Source organism: Kitasatospora sp. NPDC059673, from assembly GCF_042734215.1.
Taxonomy (GTDB): domain Bacteria; phylum Actinomycetota; class Actinomycetes; order Streptomycetales; family Streptomycetaceae; genus Kitasatospora.
The window spans coordinates 117,873-135,356 of sequence record NZ_JBHWEN010000018.1 but is presented as its reverse complement, the minus strand read 5'-3'; the positions used below and the strand labels follow the sequence as shown (position 1 = coordinate 135,356).

The following is a 17,484-nucleotide window of genomic DNA, read 5'->3' as shown; positions in this document are numbered from 1 at the left end:
AAACAGTACGCGGCGGGGGGGCGCGCTGGCGCCCCCCCCCCCCGCCCCCCCCAAAACCACCCGCCCCCGGGGCTCACCCGGGGGGGGCCGGGGGCCCCCCCCCCCCCCCCGGGGGGGGGGCGGGGGGGCCCGCGGCCCGTAGGCTTCCTGCGGGTCCACCTGATGTGAGGAGAACACCGTGGCACGCCACATCTACGCCTGCCCCCTGCGGTGGTCGGACATGGACGCCTTCGGTCACGTCAACAACGTGGTCTTCCTGCGCTACCTGGAGGAGGCCCGGATCGACTTCATGTTCACCCAGGCCGCCGAGGCCGGGGCCGGGGAGTTCGCCGGCGGGTCCGTGGTGGCGCGCCACGAGATCGACTACAAGCGGCCGCTGGTGCACCGCCCTGAGCCGGTCACCATCGAGACCTGGGTGACGAAGATCGGCGGAGCCTCCCTGACCGTCTCCTACGAGATCAAGGACATCGCGGAGGACGGCACCGAGACGGTCTACGTCAAGGCCTCCACCGTGGTCGTCCCCTACAACCTCGTCGAGGGCCGCCCGCGCCGGATCAGCCCCGTGGAGCGGGAGTTCCTCAGCCGCTTCATGGACGAGCAGCCCGCCGACTGCACCGTCTGACGGGCGTCCGACGACCTCGCACCGAGACCGCCGCACTCACGAATCGAGCTGAACCCCGGTGACCGCGAACCCCCGCCTCGACCTCGCCGACCAGGGCGAGGCCGCCGACCTGGTGGCCTTCCTGAGGCGGCTGCTGCGCTTCGACCGGGCCGCCGCGGTCCGGTTGCAGGTGGTGCCGGGGGCGGACGGCGGCGGCGTGCTGGCGGTGTTCGGGCGGCTGCCACTGGGCGGGTCGGCGGTACTCGCGGTGCGCACCGTGCGGCTCGCCGGGCAGCCGGCGGCGGCCGATCTCACCGTCTCCGCCGGGCAGTTGCTGGAGTCCGTGGACGAGCCGGGCGCCCGCCTGGCACTGCCCGCCCCGGTCACCGGCCCGTCCTGGGCCGGCCTGCTGCCGCCGCGCTCCGGCTGGCAGCCGCTCGGGCAACCGCCGGTCGACCAGGTGATGGACGAAGTACGCGCCGCCGTCGCCGAGTTCAAGCAGCGCGTCGCCGAGGTGCCGGAGCACCACCGGAGCCGGCAGGCGGTGGACGCGATAGCGGACGAGATCTGGTCCCGGCCGCTGGGCGCCGCCGAGGGCCTGCCGCTGAGGGCCGCGCACGCCGCCCACGCGATCGGGTTCCTGCGGCCCGGCACCCCGCTGCACGCGTTCCGCGCCGGCCCCTGGCTGCGGCTGGACGCCCCCGCCGGCTCGGTCGCCCTGCGGTCCGGCGGCGCCCCCGGCGCGGGCCTGGGGCTCAGCCCGCTGCGATAGCTCCCGGCGGGGCCCCGGCCGGGGCGGCCCCGAGAGGCGCCAGCCCGCTGCGCCGAGCCAGGGCGGCCCGCTCAGCCCGCCGTGTTGATCATCGCGGCGGCGGCATACGTCAGGTAGTTCCACAGCTCGTGCTCGTCCCCGGCGGGCAGCGCGAGCTGGTCGAGGGCGGTGCGCATGTGCCGCAGCCAGGCGTCGTGCGCGGCCCGGTCGACCTGGAACGGGACGTGCCGCATCCGCAGGCGCGGGTGGCCGCGGTGCTCGCTGTAGGTACGCGGGCCGCCCCAGTACTGCATCAGGAACAGTGCGAAGCGCTCCTCGGCGGGGCCGAGGTCCTCCTCCGGGTACATCGGGCGCAGCAACTCGTCCTGGGCGACGCCCTGGTAGAAGAGGTGGACCAGCCGGCGGAAGGTCGGCTCGCCGCCGACGCGGTCGTAGAAGCTCTGCTCCTCCTCCGCGGTCGTCGGCTGCACGGTCTCCTCGTGTGCGGTGTCGCGCCCGGTGTCAGTCACCCGTCCATGGTCGCAGACGCCGACGGGGGCCGTACACCGCCGAACGTCCCGGTGTACGGCCCCCGGCGCGGGGCGGGCAGGGGCGGCTACGCGTCGTCCCAGTTGAAGAAGCGCCAGGCGATGGCGGACAGCACCACGGTGAAGCCCAGCAGGATGCCCATGCCGGGGAGTGCCTCGGCGAGGCCGCCGCCCTGGCTGAGCACCGACTTGGCGGGGTTGATCAGGTAGCGCAGCGGCAGGGCCTTGGAGATGTCCTGCAGCCAGCTCGGCGCGGAGTCCAGCGGGATGAACGCGCCGCCGAGGAAGGACATCGGCAGGATGATCAGCTGGTTCATGCCGTTCGCCGACTCCTCGGACTTCGCCAGCGAGCCGGTGACCAGGCCCAGCGACATGAAGGCCAGGGTGGCGCAGATCACCAGCGGGATCACCAGCCACCAGTTGCCGGTGAGCTTCAGGCCGAAGAAGTCCAGCTGCGCGACGGTGAGGAACAGCGCGGTCTGGGCGAGCGCCACGATCACGCTGACCAGCACCCGGGCGCCGACGATGGTGCCCGCCGAGATGGGCGCCAGCCGCAGGCGGCGCAGCACCCGCTTCTTGCGCCAGGTCACCAGGGTGAAGGAGGCGCCGTAGACCGCGCCCATGGCGATCGCGTAGGCGAGCAGGCCGGGCGTCAGGTACTGGATCGGCTGGGTGGAGTCGTCCTCGACCTTGGAGGCGTCCAGGGTGAAGGCGGGGGTGGCGTGCGAGGCCTGCTGGTTGGCGGTCTGCACCAGGGAGTTCATGATGCCCTGCACGGTGCCGGCCTTGACCTGGTCGGCCTGGCTGAAGCGGAGCACCAGCCTGCCGTCGGGGCCCTCGGTCACCAGGCCGTCCAGGTCGCCCTTCTTGACCTTGGCGAGCGCCGCGTTCTCGTCGGTGAACGGGGTGATCTCCAGGACGGACAGCGGGCCGTCCTTCTGGTCCTTCAGCGCGTCCAGCAGCTTGACCTGGCCGACTTCGGCGACCTTGACGTGCGAGGTTCCGCCGCCCTTGTAGAGGACGCCGAACAGCACCAGGAACATCAGCGGCAGGGCCAGGGTGAAGAACAGGGTGCCCTTGTCGCGGACGAAGCCGAGCAGCATGACCCGGGAGAGTCCGACGAAGGCGTTGGCCTTCTCCGGGCCGCCGCCGTCGGAGGCGGGCGAGGCGGGGGAAGTGCGGGCCTGGTCGGTGGCGGTCATGCCCGGTACTCCCGTCCGGTCAGCTGGAGGAAGACGTCCTCCAGGGTGGCGCCGCGGACTTCGAGGCCGCGCAGCGCGTTCTCCTCGGCCAGCATGGCGAGCACCGGCCCGGGCACGTGGGTGGACAGGGCCAGGGTGATGCCGTCGTCCTCCAGCTTGCTGAACGCGGCGCCCGCGGCGGTGAGCAGCTCACGGGCCCGGTCGGCGGTCAGCATTCCGGACTCCACCCGGATCCGGACGGTGTCGTCGATCTCGCGGACCAGGGCGGCGGGCGCGCCGGTCTTCAGCACCTTGCCGTGGTCCATCACCGAGACGCGGTCGCAGAGGATCTCCGCCTCGTCCAGGTAGTGCGTGGTGAGGACGACGGTGCGGCCCTCGGCGTTGATGTCGCGCAGCAGGTCCCACAGGTTGCGGCGGGCCTGCGGGTCGAGGCCGGTGGTCGGCTCGTCGAGGAAGACCAGCTCCGGGTCGTGCACCAGCGCGCACGCGATGGACAGGCGCTGCGCCTGGCCGCCGGACATCTTGTCGGTCAGCGCGCCCGCGGACTCGGTCAGGCCGACCCGCTCCAGCATCGCGTCGGCCGCCTTCGGGCCGATGCCGTAGAAGGAGGCGAAGGTGCGGATGGTCTCGCGCGCCGTCAGCTTGTTGAAGAACGCCGACGCCTGGAACTGCACGCCGATGCGCGGCAGCAGCTTGCTGTTGCGCGGCCACGGCGACAGGCCGAGCAGTTCCACGCGGCCCTCGTCGGCCTCCCGGATGCCCTCCAGGATCTCCAGCGTGGTGGTCTTGCCCGCCCCGTTCGGCCCGAGCAGGCCGTAGAACTCGCCAGTGCCGACGGAGAGTGACACTCCGTCGACAGCCTGGACATCCCCGTACCGCTTCCGGATTCCGTCCGCGGTTATTGCTTCAGTCATGGGGCGAGCGTAGGGGGTGCGGCACTCCCCACGAGCACCGTTGTGCGAATTTTGATCGTTCGGTGATGGTCGGACACGCCACCGGCCCGGCGGCGGGAGCGAGGAACGCTCCGCCGCCGGGCCGGTGATGACGCGCTGTCAGTGGCCGGACCGGGTGACCGGAAGTCAGGCCCGGTGCACCGTGATGGTGGTCCAGGCGCCGATGTGGATGCGGTCGCCGTCGTTCAGCGGGACCGCGGTGTGCGGCGGCAGGGTGTCCGGGCCGCCGTTGAGGGTGGTGCCGTTGGTGGAGTCCTGGTCGACCACCACCCAGCTGCCGTCCGGCTGTTCGGCGAGCAGGGCGTGCTGGTGCGAGGCGCCCGGGTCCTCCGGGGAGACCGACAGGTCGATCTCCGGCACGGTGCCGCGCTGCTGGCTGCGCCGCCCGATCCGCAGCTGGCCCCGGCCGGTCAGCGGGATCCGCCGCTCCTGGGTGTACGGCGGGAAGAACAGTCCGGCCGCCTCCGGGCCGCTGCGGGTCATCATGTCGCTGAAGTAGTCGTGGTCGGCGGCCACCACGGCGAACCAGGTGGTGCGCTGCGGAGCGGTCGGCGGCTGACCCGGCTGACCCGGCTGGCCCTGCTGCCCGGGCGGGGTCAGCCGGAACGAGGTGCCGAAGTCGTCGCCGCTCTGCGGGGGACGCTGCTGCTGCCCCGGCTGCCCCGGCTGCCCCTGCTGCGGGCCGGAGGGCTCGGCGTACACCGGGCCGGGCCGCTCGTAGTCGCCGTCGGGGAAGGCCGCCGGCGGGCGCTTGTCGAACGAGGGCGCGGCCGGGCCGCCGGGCGCGGCAGGTGCGGACGGTGCGCCGGGCGCGGCCGGGTAGCCGGGCGGCGGCACGGACGGGCCGGGCGCGGGCTGCTGGTAGCCCGGCCGCTCGTAGTCCTGCCGTTCGTAGTCCTGCCGCTCGTACGGGTTCTGCGGCTCGAACGGCTGCTGCGGGCGTTCGAACGGCGTCGGCCGTTCGAATCCGGCGGGCGCGGGCGCGGCCGGCTCGAACGCGGACGGTTCGAACCCGGCGGGTGCGGCCGGCGGCGCGGCGGGCGGCGGGAAGCCGTAGCCGTGCTGCGCGGACGGCGCGCCCTGCGGGGCCCGGCCGGGCTCGGGGCGGCCGTGCGGGCCGCCGGTGGGCTGCGGCGCGGGCGGCGGCTGGTGCCCGGCCGGGGCGGGGCCGCCCGGCGGGCGGGCCGAGACGGCCAGGTTGTAGTCGTACCCGCAGTCCTCGCAGTACCGGCCGGTCTGCGGGGTGCGGCAGATCGGGCAGGTGGCCAGCGCCGAGGTGGCGGCCGCCTGCGGCGGGGCGCCGTACGGGCCGGGGGCCCCGGGTGCGCCGGCGGCGGGCCCGGTGGGCGTGCCGCCCGCCGGGGTGGCGGGCCGGCGCGGCTCGAAGTAACCGCCGCCGCCCCCGGCCGGGGTGCCGCCCGGCGGGGTGCTTCCCGGCCCGGCGGGCGGGAATCCGCCGCCGTACGGGGCCTGCGGCGGGGCGGGCGCGGCGGCGGGCGCGCCGGGGCCGCCGGGCTGTGCGGCGGCGGCCGGGAACCCGGGGATCGCCAGCCCGGGCGGCGGGGTCATCGGGAATCCGCAGTAGTCGCACCAGTCCTCGGCCTGAGACTCGTGTCCCCTAGGGCAGATCGGCATCAGGTCCCCCACACTCCAGCAGGTTCGGGTCCGGCGGTGTCCGGCTCACTTCTTCACGCGTACGGTCTTGGTCGATCGGGTCTCGAGTGTCATCGAGTCGGCCTCGCTCACGTTCTTACGGAACCGAACCGTACCCTCCCCGGCGTCCACGACGTCCACCACCTTCCGCAGCAGCTTGAGGGTGCCCTCGTTGCCGCCGGCGTGGGCGAGGCGGACGGCGGCGCCGAGTTTGGCGGTGGCGCGGTCCAGGTCACCGGCCCGGTGGGCCTCCAGGCCGTCGCGGATGGAGTCGGCGAGTTCGGCCTGTCCGGTGTAGTGCGCGACCTGGGCGTTGATCCGGGTCGAGGAGGCCAGGTCGTCGGTCCACACGGCGCGCACCAGGCCCTGGCCGAGCACCTCGGCGGTGCCGTCGGCCTGCGGCAGCACCAGGCTGATCCGGGCGGCCAGCATCTCGTTGCCGACGGCGGCGGCCGGGACTTCGACGCACACGTGGTAGTCGCGGGACTCGTCGCCCCAGGAGCCGGTCGGATAGTCCCCGGCCCTCGGCCCGGCCTCGGTGCGGCGCTCGGTGAGGTCCTCGACGGCGGGTGCGACCTGCTTGACGAACTTCACCCGGGCATTGGCGGGCGTCCACACCCGCAGGGCCACGTCGGCGACCTGCTTGCCCATGGCGGTGGCCATCATGGCGCGGAAGTCGTCGGCGAGGCCGGAGGGTTCGGCGACGATGTCGACGGTGCCGAGCAGCGCGGAGGAGATCTTCCGCAGCTCGGCGACCTCCCAGTCGGTGCCCACGCCCCGGCAGTCGGCGGTGAAGGCGCCGGTCGCGGCGTCCAGGGCGCGTTGCAGTTCGGCGGGCTTCTCGTGCTCGTTGCGGCCGTCGGTGAGCAGGACGGCGTGCCGGATCGACGCCTGCGGGTGCGAGTCGAACAGCTGCCGGGCCTTGGTGATCCAGGTGCCGATCGCGGTGCCGCCGGACGGCTTGAGGCGGCGCAGCGCCTCCTTGGCGTGGCCGCGGGTGTACCGCTCGACGACGGCGAGCCGGCCGTTGCCGGGGAAGACGTCCACGGCCTCGTGGGTGCCGGCCACCACGGCGAACGCGACGCCGTCACGCAGGGTGTCGATGGCGGCGGCGGTGGCCTCCCGGGCGTGCCGCATCTTGGTGTTCGGGTGCTCCATCGAGCCGGAGCAGTCGATCACCAGCACCACGGCGGCGCCCGGCCCCGGGGCGGGCGCCGCGCCGAGCGGCCGCCCGCCGGAGGTGCCGCCGCCGGTCGCGGTGACGGTGACGATCGCGTTGACCTCCCGGGCGCCCTGGGCGAGGTACTCGTTCTGGAACACGTCGACGTCGAATCTCGGCGCGCCGGGCTTGGACAACGAGGCCATGCGGTGGGCTCCTGTCGGAAGGTCAGAAGTCGGGTGAAGGTCAGTTCACGGCCGGTTCGGCGGCCTGGCGCAGCGGCACGGTGGCGTCCGGGTCGGCGGCGGCGCGCGGCAGCGGGACGTCGACCAGGGTGGCGTCGTGGGTGGACGGGGCGACGGGCGGGTCGATCGGCAGCACGGCGACGGTGATGTTGTCGTGCCCGCCGCGTTCGACCGCGAACCGCACCAGCGCGCGGGCGGCGGCCAGCGGTTCGGCGCGGGCGTCGGCGCGGACGAAGAACGCCAGGTCGGTGGCGGCCTCGGCGTAGTTCCACAGGCCGTCGGTGCAGATCAGCAGCACGCCGGGGACGTGCGGGGTGAAGCTGACGGTGTGCGGGTCGAGGTCCTCGGCGTCGGCGCCGAGCCAGCCGGTGATGGCGTGGGCGCGCGGGTCGGCGTACGCCTCGGCCTCGTCCATCAGCTTGGCGGCGACCATCCGGGCCGCCCAGGAGTCGTCCTCGGTGAGGCGGTACGGCTCGGCGGACTCCCGGTCGTCGGGGATCCAGTAGGCGCGGGTGTCGCCGACCCAGCCGATGGTGACCAGGCCGCCGGTGCTGACCGCGCTGACGTAGGTGCAGGCGGGCGCGTTGTTGTGGCGGCCCGGTTCGGCGGGGGTGCCGTCGTGGGCGAGTGCGGTGACGGCCCGGTTGGCGGCGCCGATCGCCTCGTGCATGGCCCGGCCGGGGTCGCGGCCGGCGCCCAGCGCGGCGAGCAGCGAGTCGGTGGCGGCGGTGACGGCGGTGGCGGACGCCTCGTCGGGGCGGGCCGAGGAGGAGACGCCGTCGCAGACCACGGCGACCACGGCGGGCGAACCGTCGGGGCCTTCGGTGGCGGCGACGCCGAACGCGTCCTCGTTGCGGTGGTGGCGCAGGCCCCGGTCGGAGACCGCCGCGACGCCCGTCACCTGGTGTTCCTGGTGGTCGCGTTCGCGGGGCTGGGCTTGCCCGCAGTGCTGGCACCAGCCCTCGGCGAGCTCGGTGGACCCGCAGCTCGGGCAGCTCGGCACCACCGGCAGGTCGCGGACGGTCGGCGGCCCGGTCAGGGCAGTGCCGCAGGCCCCGCAGAAGGCGTCCTGGGGCCCCAGCGGTTCGGCACAGGTCGGGCACTCGGTCTGCTGCGGCATGTTCACACCCACGTCCGGGGGCGGGCCCGGTTGGCCCGTTCCACCCACTCGATCCTTTTCTCGGCGCGGTCGGTCAACCGCGCCAACACCCGGTAGGAGTGTTCCAGGGCGAGCCGCAGTTCCCGTTCCGCGGCGGGATGTCCCAGCACGGTCAGCGTGGCGGGCTTCCCGGTGGCCCCGGCCAGCACCCACTCCAGGGCGGTCTCCAGTACTTCGGCGGCGAGTTCCGCGCGCCGCCGGGCGTCCAGCGCGAGGGCCGTCAGCTGGACGGAGCTGTCGGCGAGCTCGGCGGCCAGCGGCTCGGTGGCGGCCCGGCCGCGCAGCCGGGCCCGGACGGCGCCGATCCGGGCCGCGGTGTGGTGCGTGGAGCTCTCCGGCACCGACTCCAGCGCGGCGACCGCGCCGGGCCGGTCGCCGGCCCGCAGCCGGACCCGGGCCAGGCCGAACGCGGCGCCGACGAACGACCGGTCGGTGCCGCAGACCAGTCCGTAGAGGGCGGCGGCCTCCTCGGTGTCGTCGAGCAGTTCGGCGCAGACGGCGAGCGCCAGCTTGGGCGCGGCCTCGCCCGGGAAGGCGTCGTACACGGCGTCGAAGGACTCGGCGGCGGCCTCGGCCCGGCCCGCGGCGAGCGCGGCCAGCCCCCGGTACCACACCACCCGCCAGTCGCCGGGGTGTTCGGCCTCCAGGGCGGCCAGCGCCTGGCCCGCGGTGTCGTCCTCGGCGAGTTCCAGGTAGGCGCGCACCACCCGCAGCCGCAGCTCCGCGGAGTCGGCGCCGGCCGCGCGCAGCGCGGTGAGGGCCTCGGCGGGGTCGGTGGCGGGCAGCGCGGACAGGAAGCCGGCGTTCGGGTCGGACGGGTCGACCAGCGGCGCGGGCAGGGCCAGCGCGGCGGCCCGCGGGCCGGGCGGCTGCTCGCCGAAGTCCGGGTCCACCACCCGCAGTTCCGGGCCGAACAGGGTGGAGACGGCGGGCCGGGGCCGGCCGTCCTGGAGGCTGAGCACCTCGCGCAGCACGCCGGTGAGCTGCCCGGCCATCTCCTCGGCGGAGGCGAACCGGCGGCCCGGGTCCGGGGCGGTGGCGCGCAGCAGGAAACGGTGGAAGGACTCGTAGCGGGCGAACACCTCGACCTCGTCCGGGCCCGGCAGCTCGTGCCGCCGACGGCCCGTCCAGCCGTGGAAGTCGCAGGTCAGCACGGCCAGCGTGCGGCCCACCGTGTACAGGTCGGAGGCGGGGGAGGGGCCGTCGGTGGCGATCTCCGGCGCCTGGTAGCCGACGGTGCCGTAGATCGGTCCGTCGTCGTCGTGCCGGCGGACCGCGCCCAGGTCGATCAGCTTGAGGGTGTCGTCCGACTGGATCACGTTGTCCAGCTTGAAGTCGCAGTACACCAGCCCGCGGGCGTGCAGGTAGCCGAGCGCGGGCAGCGCCTCCAGTGCGTATGCGACGGCCTGTTCGACCGGCATCGGCTCCCGGCGCCCGTCGGGGGCGCGGCGCCGGCCGGCGATGTCCTTGAGCGACTTGCCGCCGACGTACTCCATCACGATGTAGCCGTCGGCGGCGGCCGTGCGGGCGTCCGGGTGCTCGACGAAGTTGATGATCCGGACGATGTTCGGATGATCGACCTCGGCCAGGAAGCGGCGTTCCGCGATCGCCACCGCCAGCGCGTCCTCGTCACCGGTGTCCAGCAGGCCCTTGAGCACCACCCAGCGGTCGTTGACCCGGCGGTCCACCGCCAGGTAGATCCAGCCCAGCCCGCCGTGCGCCAGACAGCCCATCACCTCGTACTGGCCGCCGACCAGATCGCCGCGCACCAGCTTCGGGGTGAACGAGTACGGGGTGCCGCACTTGGTGCAGAAACCCTCCGGGCGGCCCGGGACACCGTTCTTCTCCCGGCCCACCGGGTGGTCGCAGCGCGAGCAGAACCGCTTGCCCTCGGGCACCTGCGGGTCCGTCAGCACGGCCTTCGACGGGTCGGCGGTCGGCACCGGCGGCACCGTGACCAGGCCCGCGCCCAGGTTGCCGCGGCGGCCGCTGCCGGTGCTGCCCCGGGAACTGCGCACCGAGACCGACCGGCCGGAGGCGGTGCGGGCGGAGCGGAGCGAACGGGAGCGGCCCGAGGAGGTCCGGGCCGGGCCGGACCAGGCCGAGGTGGACACGCCCGAGCCGGTGGTGAGGGTGCCGCTGGTGGCGGCGGGTTCGGCGGCCAGGCCGCAGTCGTCGCAGTAGCCGTCGGCGTCGATGGTGCCCGCGCAGTCGGGGCGGCCGCACGGCTCGCCGGGGGCGGGGGCCTTGCGCGGGGCGGGCGTGGAGACGGACGCGATGACGGAGGCGGAGACGGAGGTGGACGCCTCGCGCTGGGCGGGGACGGTGGCGGTGGTGGGGGCGAGGCCGCACTCGGTGCAGTAGCCGTCGCCGTCGATCCGGCCGTCGCAGCCCGGACGGCCGCACGGCCGGTCCGGGGCGGCGGACTTGGCGGCGGTGGCGGTGGTGGGGGCGAGGCCGCACTCGGTGCAGTAGCCGTCGCCGTCGATCTCGCCGTCGCAGCCCGGACGGGCGCACGCCTCAGCCATCGGTCTCCTCCCCCTCGGAACTGTCCTCGCTCGGCGGTGCGGGCTCGGCCTGTGGTGCGGGCTCGGCATGCGGTGCAGGTTCGCTCGGCGGTGCGGGCTCGGCCTGCGGCGCGGGCTCGCTCGGTGGTGCGGCCTCGAGCTGCGGCGCGGGCCGGCGTTCCGGGTCGCGCAGCGCCTGCTGGAAGCGGGCGACCGCCTCGGCGCCGGCCCGCAGGTCGCAGGGGGCGCTCCAGAGCAGCCAGCGGGCCTTCTCGAAGCGTTCGACCACCTCGGGGTCCTCGGCCAGGCCGAGCCGGGCGGCCATCGCCTTGTACGCCTCCAGCCGGCCGCGCAGTTCGGCCCGGACGGCGAGCGGCTGGGCGACCTCGGTGAGGGCCTGCCGGGCCCGGCCGAGCTCCTTGGCGGCGGCGTCCTCCAGGGCGTCCAGCAGCGGGCCGAGCCGGTGCCACTGGCCGGTCTGCTGGAAGGCCACCGCCTGGGTGATCGCCTCGCGCAGCGCGGACGCCGGGCCGGGTACGGCGGGCACCTCGGTGGCGGCGATCTTCGCCAGGACCTCGCCGCGGGCCCGCCGCGCCTCGGCGAGCGTCAGGTCGGCGCGCTGGAGCAGGTCGGCGACCTGCTGGAGGCGTTCGTGGGACTCGTCGCGCAGCCGCAGCAGCGCTTCCAGCTCGACCCGGACGTCGTCCAGGGCCCGGCCCATCCGGTCGAAGCCGCTGGTGTCCACGGCGCCGGTGGGGGAGGCCCAGGCGGCGTCCTCGGCGGCCCGGCCGCGCTGCGCGGGCACCCGGCTGGGCCGCCACAGGGCCAGCGGGTCGGCCACCACCTCGGCCCGCAGGGCCGTCAACTGCCCGGCCAGCTGTGCGAGGTCGTCGGCCAGCGGGTGCCCGCCGGGGCGGACGCCGACGGAGAGCGCGAGCATCTGCACCCGGCCGAGTTCGGCGAGCAGCAGGTCGATCCGGGCGGGCAGTGCCGTCCACACCGCGTCGACGGCGCTGACCACCTCGACCACCACGGCGTACCAGGCGTTCATCCGCTCCAGCAGCTCGGCCAGTGTGACCCGCTCCACCAGCCGGGCGGGCGCGCCGAGTTGGCCGGCCGCCTCCGGGAGACGGCCGCCGGAGACGGTGACCGCGCGGCCGGTGAGCAGTTCGCCGAGTTCGGCGAGTTCGGCGGTGGTGGGCCGGGTGCGGCGCGAGCGCACCGCGCGGGCCGAGGCCAGCGCCTCCGCGTACCGGTCGAACAGCGCCCACAGCAGGGCCATGCCGCCCTCGGCGACCGCCCAGCGTTCCTGGGTGCGCCCGGTCAGTTCGGCGCCGGTCAGCAGCCGCAGCCCGGGGTGGTCCTGGAGCGCCAGCAGCGCCGCCTCGACCGCGTCGCGCTCGGCGCCCAGTCGGGCAAGCGCGCGGTCCACCTGCTCACGGTTCAGTACTGGGCGGATCCCTCCGGCCATCGTGGTTCCTCCTCTCGGACACGCTCGTGGTGACGGGGCGTCGGTCCGTCGGCGGCAAGTCTCCCCGACGTCCGGCGCGGGGCGGACGCCGGTCCCCCGGCTGCTCACGGCAGGTACGGGTCCGGGGCCCCCATGGTGTCGCGCAGCCAGTGGTCGTAGGACGCCCGCCAGCCGCCCTCGGCCCGCCAGTCGGCCAGCACCTGGTTGACCCAGGCGATCAGGTCGGTGTCGTTCTGGTTCATCGCCACCCCCATCCAGGCGGGCAGGATCGGCTCGCCGACCATCTCCACCTGCGGGTCCTGGGCGACCTGCGCGGCGGCCAGCTCACTGTCCGTCAAGGTGGCGTCCACCTCGCCGAGTTGCATCCGCACCAGGCAGTCCAGCTGGCTCTCCAGGGCGAGCACCGAGACGGTGCCGTGCGGGTCGCGCTTCAGTTCCGCCTCCGAGGAGGAGGTCTGCGCGACGCACGCCCGCTTGCCCTTCAGCGCGTCGGCCAGCGTCTTCGCGTGCGCGGACTTGGGCACCACCACCCGCTGGGCGACCCGGAAGTACGGTGCGGAGAAAGCGATGTCCTTCTTGCGCTCGCAGGTGATGGTCATGGTGCGGGTGATCAGGTCGACCTCGCCGTTCTTCACCGCCTCGACCCGGCGGGCGGTGGGCACGGTCTTCAGGGTGACCTTGTCCGGGTCGCCGAGCAGGGACTTGGCGATGGCGTGCGCCAGGTCGAGGTCGAAGCCCTCGATCCGGCCGGTCTGCGGGTTGCGGAAGCCCCAGTGGTAGCTGTTCTGGTCGACGCCGACCACCAGGGTGCCGCGCTCGCGGATCTTGGCGATCTTCGCGCCGACGGCCTGGCGGGGCGGCAGCGAGTCCGTCGGGTCGCAGCTGTCGGCGGCCGCCGCGGGGGCTGCCGGTGCCCGGGGTGCGGCCTGCGGGGCGGTGCCGCCCGCGCCGTCGGCGCTGCCGGTGCCGAGCACCACGGCCGCGAGCACCGCCGCCGCCACCAGGAAACGTGACCTTGCCGTGCGCATCCCTCGTTCCCCCTCCTACCGGTACTCGGCCAGTCGGCGGCCGATGCCGCGCAGTGCGGCGGCCGCGCCCAGGACGGACAGCACTCCGGCGGCCACCGCCTGCCCCGCCAGCACCCCGTCCACGCCGCCCGCCTCCCGGGCGAACGCGTCCTGCTCGATCTGCGCGGCGGCCGCCCACTTCCCGTCGGCGGCCCGGAACGCGGCGTCCGCGGTGTCGGTGCCGCCCGCGGTCAACGTCCGTTGCAGCGCGGCCTCGTAGTCGCCGGCCGAGTTCTTCGCGGCGGCGTCCTCGTGCCGGTCCTGCCACTGCTGGTACGCGCTCTCGGCGTCGGTCAGCGGACCGGCCGTCGCAGGGGCTGCGCCGGCCTTCAGCCTGGTGACCGAACCGGGGGTGCGCGGGTCCTCGTCGAGTGTGGCGACCAGGTCGTTCCACTGCTTGGTGTACTTGCCGCTGGCGCCGCGGGCCACCAGATCGAGGTTCTCCGCGGTGTGCGCCTGCAGGGCCGCGATCCGCACCTGGTCCAGCTCCCGCAGCGGCCGGGTGCCGTACATCCGGCTGCCCTCCAGGTCACCGCCCGCCGTCATGGTGCCCACCAGCAGCCACCCCAGCGCGGTCAGCACCGCCAGCGAACCGCCGAGCAGCCCGAGGTTGAACACCCGGTTGGTGCGCCGGAACAGCAGCACCTGGTAGCGGGCCAGCGCGGCCAGCGCCAGCACACCGAGCGCGAGCGCCGCCCACGGGACGGCTCCGGCGTCGCGGTAGTCGGCGTCCAGCCGGGCCGACTCGGCTTCCGCCAGGCGCTGCGCCTGCGGCAGCACGGTGCCCTGCATCAGGTCGGAGGCGTACCGCAGATAGGCCCCGCCGAGCGGCAGGCCCTGCCGGTCCACCGCCCGGGCGGTCTCCACCAGGCCCGCGTAGCGCGGCAGTTGCCGGTTGAGTTCGGCCAGCGCCTGCTGCGACTCGGCCGAGCCGCCGCTGCGGCCCGCGGCCTCGGCGAGCAGCCGGGCGGCGGTCGCCAGGTCGTCCTGGTAGCGGGCGCGGACCTCGGCGGGCTCGCTGCCGGCCAGCAGGAACCCGGCGGCGGCGGTCGCGTCGGCGTCCGCGAGCCTGCGGTGGATCTCGGCGACGTCCTGGCTGAGCGGGCCGCTGGCCGACACCACCTGGCCGGCCGCCCGGGACCGGTGCGCGGACTGCCACACCGCCACCGCGCCGAACAGCAGCACCAGTGCGGCCAGCACCGCGCCCGCCGTGCGCAGCCGCCCCGGCGGGGTGGCCGCCGCTCGGCGCAGCCGGGCCACCGGGGCCGCGAGTGTGCCCGTCCGCTCCTGTGCCACTGCCGGTGCTGTCACCGTCCGACCTCCCCGTCCGACGTCCCCCGTCATCCCGCAGTATGGCGGTCCGCGCCGTCCACCACACCTGACTTGAGCGGGAGTTGATCTCTTTGTGCCCGTCCGGCCGCGGTGCGGTCCGCCCGCTGCGACGCCCGGCCGGGTTCGAACGGTTCCGGGCCCTCGTAAGCTTTTGGTCATGCGCCTGATCGGAACCGTCACCCCCGACCGCCCGCTGCTCGTCCTCGCGCTGCCCGAGGAGGCCGCGTACCTGGACGCCACGCTGCCGGTGCTGCTGACCGGCATGGGGAAGGTCAACGCGGCGGCCGCGCTGGCCACCGTGCTGGCGAGCGGACCGAAGCCCTCCGCCGTGGTCAACCTGGGCACCGCCGGGGCGCTGCGGCCCGGCCTGGCCGGCACCCACGAGATCGGCCGGGTGCTCCAGCACGACCTGGACACCCCGCTGCTGGAGCAGCTCACCGGCCGCCCGATGGACGGTTCGATCGACCTCGGCCCCGCCGAGTGGGTGCTCGCCACCGGCGACCGGTTCGTCTCCTCCGACGCCGAGCGCGACCAACTCGCCCGCGCCGCCGACCTGGTGGACATGGAGGGCTACGCGATCGCCACCGTCGCCCACCGCGCCCAGGTGCCCGTCCGGCTGGTCAAGCACGTCAGCGACGAGGCCGGGGACGGCGCGGAGCTCAGCTGGCAGGCGTCCGTGGACGGCTGCGCCCGGCTGCTCGCCGAGTGGGTGGCCGCGCACCTGCGGTGAGCCGGTGACGTGTCGGGGCGCCCGCCCGAAGGTTCGGACGGGCGCCCCGGCGTTGGCTCAGACCTGGTACGGGTTCGGGGCCGACTGCCCAGGCTGTCCAGGCTGTCCCGGCTGCGGGTAGGCCTGGCCCTGCGGCGGGTACGGCTGGCCCTGCGGCTGTCCCGGCTGCGGGTAGGCCTGGGCCTGGGCCTGCGGGGGGTACGGCTGGCCCTGCGGGGGGACGGCCGACGCCTGCGGCGGGTACGGCTGGCCCTGCGGCGGGACGGCCGGGCCGCCGCCGAACATGCCGTTGACGAAGGTGTCCAGCTCGGCGCGCCAGTAGCGGGCGATGTTCAGACGGGTCGGATTCGGCTCGCCGGGGAACTGGAACTTCAGCGAGCTCCACAGGGTGGCGCGGTTCACGTCGGTGACCGAGGCGCGGGCCTGGTCGAGCGGGATGACGTGCACGAGCTCCTGCGGACGGTTGCTCATCCGGGAGGCGCGGTGCACCGTGACGACCCGGTGGGTCAGGGTCACGAAGTAGTACTTGATGAACAGCTGGCCGATCAGGCCGAGCTGGCTCATCAGCCACGGGCTCGGGCCCGAGATGGTGTGGAAGGTCACCACCGGGCGGTCGTTCGGTTCGATCGCGGCGATCGCCGCGGCGACCTGCTCCTGCATGGTGGACTTGCGGATCGCCATCTGGCGTCGGCTCCCGGTCTCCCCGCGCACCCCCGTCGGACACGCTGTGAGTGCGCGACGCTAGCGGCCCCGCACGGTGCCGTTCAACGGACAGAACGGGGCAACTTGCGCACCTCGCCGAGATTTTCCCCAATTGAGATACGTACCGGAACTTGTCACCCCGGTGACGTACCGTCACCTGCGCGGATCGGCACGGGACGCCCCCGGAACGGTCACTCCCCGGCCACCACGTCCGCGACCGCGCAGGCGATGTTGTCCGGCCCGCCCGCCCGGTTGGCCAGCGCGACCAGCTGGTGCACCGCCTGCTCCGGCACCGCGACGGTGCTCAGCACGGTGTGCAGGGCGTCGTCGGTGACCCAGCGGGACAGGCCGTCCGAGCACAGCAGGTAGCGGTCGTCCGCGCGGGCGGTGTGCAGGGACACGTCCGGCCGGTTGTCGCCCGATCCCGTCAACGCGCGGACCAGCAGGGTGCGTTGTGGGTGCGAGGCGGCCTCCTCCAGGGTCAGCCGGCCGTCGTCGACCATCGACTGCACCAGGGTGTGGTCGTGGGTGATCTGGAACAGCTCGCCGCCGCGCAACAGGTACCCGCGCGAGTCGCCGATGTGCACCAGGGCGAGCTGCGGGGCTGACCACAGCATCGCCGTCAGGGTGGTTCCGGTGTCCGGGAGCTGCGAGGCCTCCCCGACCCGGTCGTCGATCCGGGAGACCGCCTCCTCCAGGAAGTTCAGCAACTCCCCGGTGGGCAGCTCCAGTTCCTTCAGTGCCTCGATCGCGGCGGCGCTGGCCGAGCCGCCGCCGCCCTGCGGCCCCATGCCGTCGGCGACCGCGACCAGCCCGGCGCCGGCGTAGGCGGCGTCGTCGTTGCGTTCGCGGACCAGGCCCACGTCCGTCCGGGCCGCGTACCGGATCCGCAGGGCGCCCGTCGCGCTGCCCGTCGTCGTGCTGCCCGTCGTCGTGCTGCCCGTCGTCGTGCTGCCCGCCGTCGTGCTGTCCGTCATCGTGCCGGCCTTCCCGGAGAGGTGGTCGACGAGGAGGGCGGCGAGCTCCCGGCGGGCCTCGGTCTCGGCCCGCACCGACTCCCAGTACCGGGCGACCTCCTCGGCCGCCCGGGCGGGTTCCAGGCCGAGCACCAGCCGGATCCGGGCCAGCGGCATTCCGAGCCGCCGCAGCCACAGCACCAGCCGGGCCCGCTCCAACTGGCCCGGCGCGTAACGCCGGTAGCCCGTCGCCGGGTCCACCTCGGCGGGCCGCAGCAGCCCGAGTTCGTCGTACAGGCGCAGTGCCTTGGGCGACAGCCGGGCCGCCCGGGCGAACGCCCCGATGGTGAGCAGCTCCATCCCCGCCTCCTCGTACCGGACCGGTGTCCGGCAGCACTGATGCTGGACCTTCCCCGAAGGTGAAGGTCAAGGCCCGTGAAGACCCGCA

The 17,484-nt window shown here is 74.8% G+C and carries 15 protein-coding genes; 3 read left to right on the top strand and 12 right to left on the bottom strand.

The window, feature by feature from the left end; all coding sequences use genetic code 11:
• The first annotated feature begins 178 nt into the window (after positions 1-178).
• Complete coding sequence (locus tag ACFV18_RS21755; protein WP_380485595.1) at positions 179-622, top strand: acyl-CoA thioesterase; 444 nt, start codon at positions 179-181, stop codon at positions 620-622.
• A 58-nt stretch (positions 623-680) separates the two neighbouring features.
• Complete coding sequence (locus ACFV18_RS21750; protein WP_380485594.1) at positions 681-1,373, top strand: hypothetical protein; 693 nt, start codon at positions 681-683, stop codon at positions 1,371-1,373.
• A gap of 71 nt (positions 1,374-1,444) precedes the next feature.
• Here ACFV18_RS21750 and ACFV18_RS21745 read toward each other — a convergent pair whose 3' ends face one another.
• The 10 genes from ACFV18_RS21745 to ACFV18_RS21700 all read right to left on the bottom strand — a co-directional run bounded on the left by ACFV18_RS21745 (position 1,445) and on the right by ACFV18_RS21700 (position 14,627).
• On the bottom strand, positions 1,445-1,843 hold the full coding sequence (locus ACFV18_RS21745) for a globin (protein ID WP_380485639.1): 399 nt from the start codon (positions 1,841-1,843) through the stop codon (positions 1,445-1,447).
• A 125-nt stretch (positions 1,844-1,968) separates the two neighbouring features.
• Positions 1,969-3,102, bottom strand: a complete 1,134-nt coding sequence (locus ACFV18_RS21740) for an ABC transporter permease (protein ID WP_380485592.1) — start codon at positions 3,100-3,102, stop codon at positions 1,969-1,971.
• Positions 3,099-4,016, bottom strand: coding sequence for an ABC transporter ATP-binding protein (locus ACFV18_RS21735; protein ID WP_380485590.1), 918 nt, complete (start codon positions 4,014-4,016; stop codon positions 3,099-3,101). The genes ACFV18_RS21740 and ACFV18_RS21735 overlap by 4 nt, the downstream gene beginning before the upstream one ends.
• 165 nt (positions 4,017-4,181) lie before the next feature.
• Positions 4,182-5,624: an FHA domain-containing protein gene (locus ACFV18_RS21730; RefSeq protein WP_380485588.1), complete on the bottom strand. Its 1,443-nt coding sequence runs from the start codon at positions 5,622-5,624 to the stop codon at positions 4,182-4,184.
• Between the two features lie 111 nt (positions 5,625-5,735).
• Positions 5,736-7,073, bottom strand: coding sequence for a VWA domain-containing protein (locus ACFV18_RS21725; protein ID WP_380485587.1), 1,338 nt, complete (start codon positions 7,071-7,073; stop codon positions 5,736-5,738).
• A 40-nt stretch (positions 7,074-7,113) separates the two neighbouring features.
• Positions 7,114-8,232 (bottom strand): PP2C family serine/threonine-protein phosphatase, encoded by a 1,119-nt coding sequence (locus ACFV18_RS21720; RefSeq protein ID WP_380485585.1) that lies wholly within the window; start codon positions 8,230-8,232, stop codon positions 7,114-7,116.
• Positions 8,233-8,234: 2 nt separating this feature from the next.
• Positions 8,235-10,799 (bottom strand): tetratricopeptide repeat protein, encoded by a 2,565-nt coding sequence (locus ACFV18_RS21715; protein WP_380485583.1) that lies wholly within the window; start codon positions 10,797-10,799, stop codon positions 8,235-8,237.
• Entirely contained in the window at positions 10,792-12,249 is a 1,458-nt protein-coding gene (locus ACFV18_RS21710; RefSeq protein ID WP_380485582.1) for a hypothetical protein, read from the bottom strand. The genes ACFV18_RS21715 and ACFV18_RS21710 overlap by 8 nt, the downstream gene beginning before the upstream one ends.
• Positions 12,250-12,353: 104 nt before the next feature.
• The gene (locus ACFV18_RS21705; protein WP_380485580.1) at positions 12,354-13,277 is read right to left on the bottom strand and encodes a glutamate ABC transporter substrate-binding protein; all 924 of its coding nucleotides are present in this window, start codon (positions 13,275-13,277) and stop codon (positions 12,354-12,356) included.
• 15 nt (positions 13,278-13,292) lie between these two features.
• Complete coding sequence (locus tag ACFV18_RS21700; protein ID WP_380485578.1) at positions 13,293-14,627, bottom strand: hypothetical protein; 1,335 nt, start codon at positions 14,625-14,627, stop codon at positions 13,293-13,295.
• A 178-nt stretch (positions 14,628-14,805) separates the two neighbouring features.
• Between ACFV18_RS21700 and ACFV18_RS21695 the strand changes: the two genes are divergently transcribed.
• Positions 14,806-15,378 (top strand): nucleosidase, encoded by a 573-nt coding sequence (locus ACFV18_RS21695; protein WP_380485576.1) that lies wholly within the window; start codon positions 14,806-14,808, stop codon positions 15,376-15,378.
• Positions 15,379-15,435: 57 nt separating this feature from the next.
• On the opposite strand, the gene ACFV18_RS21690 is transcribed toward ACFV18_RS21695, so the two are convergent.
• Both ACFV18_RS21690 and ACFV18_RS21685 read right to left on the bottom strand, forming a co-directional pair.
• A complete protein-coding gene (locus ACFV18_RS21690) occupies positions 15,436-16,059 on the bottom strand; it encodes a hypothetical protein (protein ID WP_380485575.1) in 624 nt (207 codons plus the stop codon).
• 212 nt (positions 16,060-16,271) lie between these two features.
• Positions 16,272-17,396 carry a MerR family transcriptional regulator gene (locus ACFV18_RS21685; protein WP_380485573.1) on the bottom strand — a complete coding sequence of 375 codons (1,125 nt, stop codon included), beginning with the start codon at positions 17,394-17,396 and terminating at the stop codon, positions 16,272-16,274.
• Positions 17,397-17,484 lie beyond the last annotated feature (88 nt).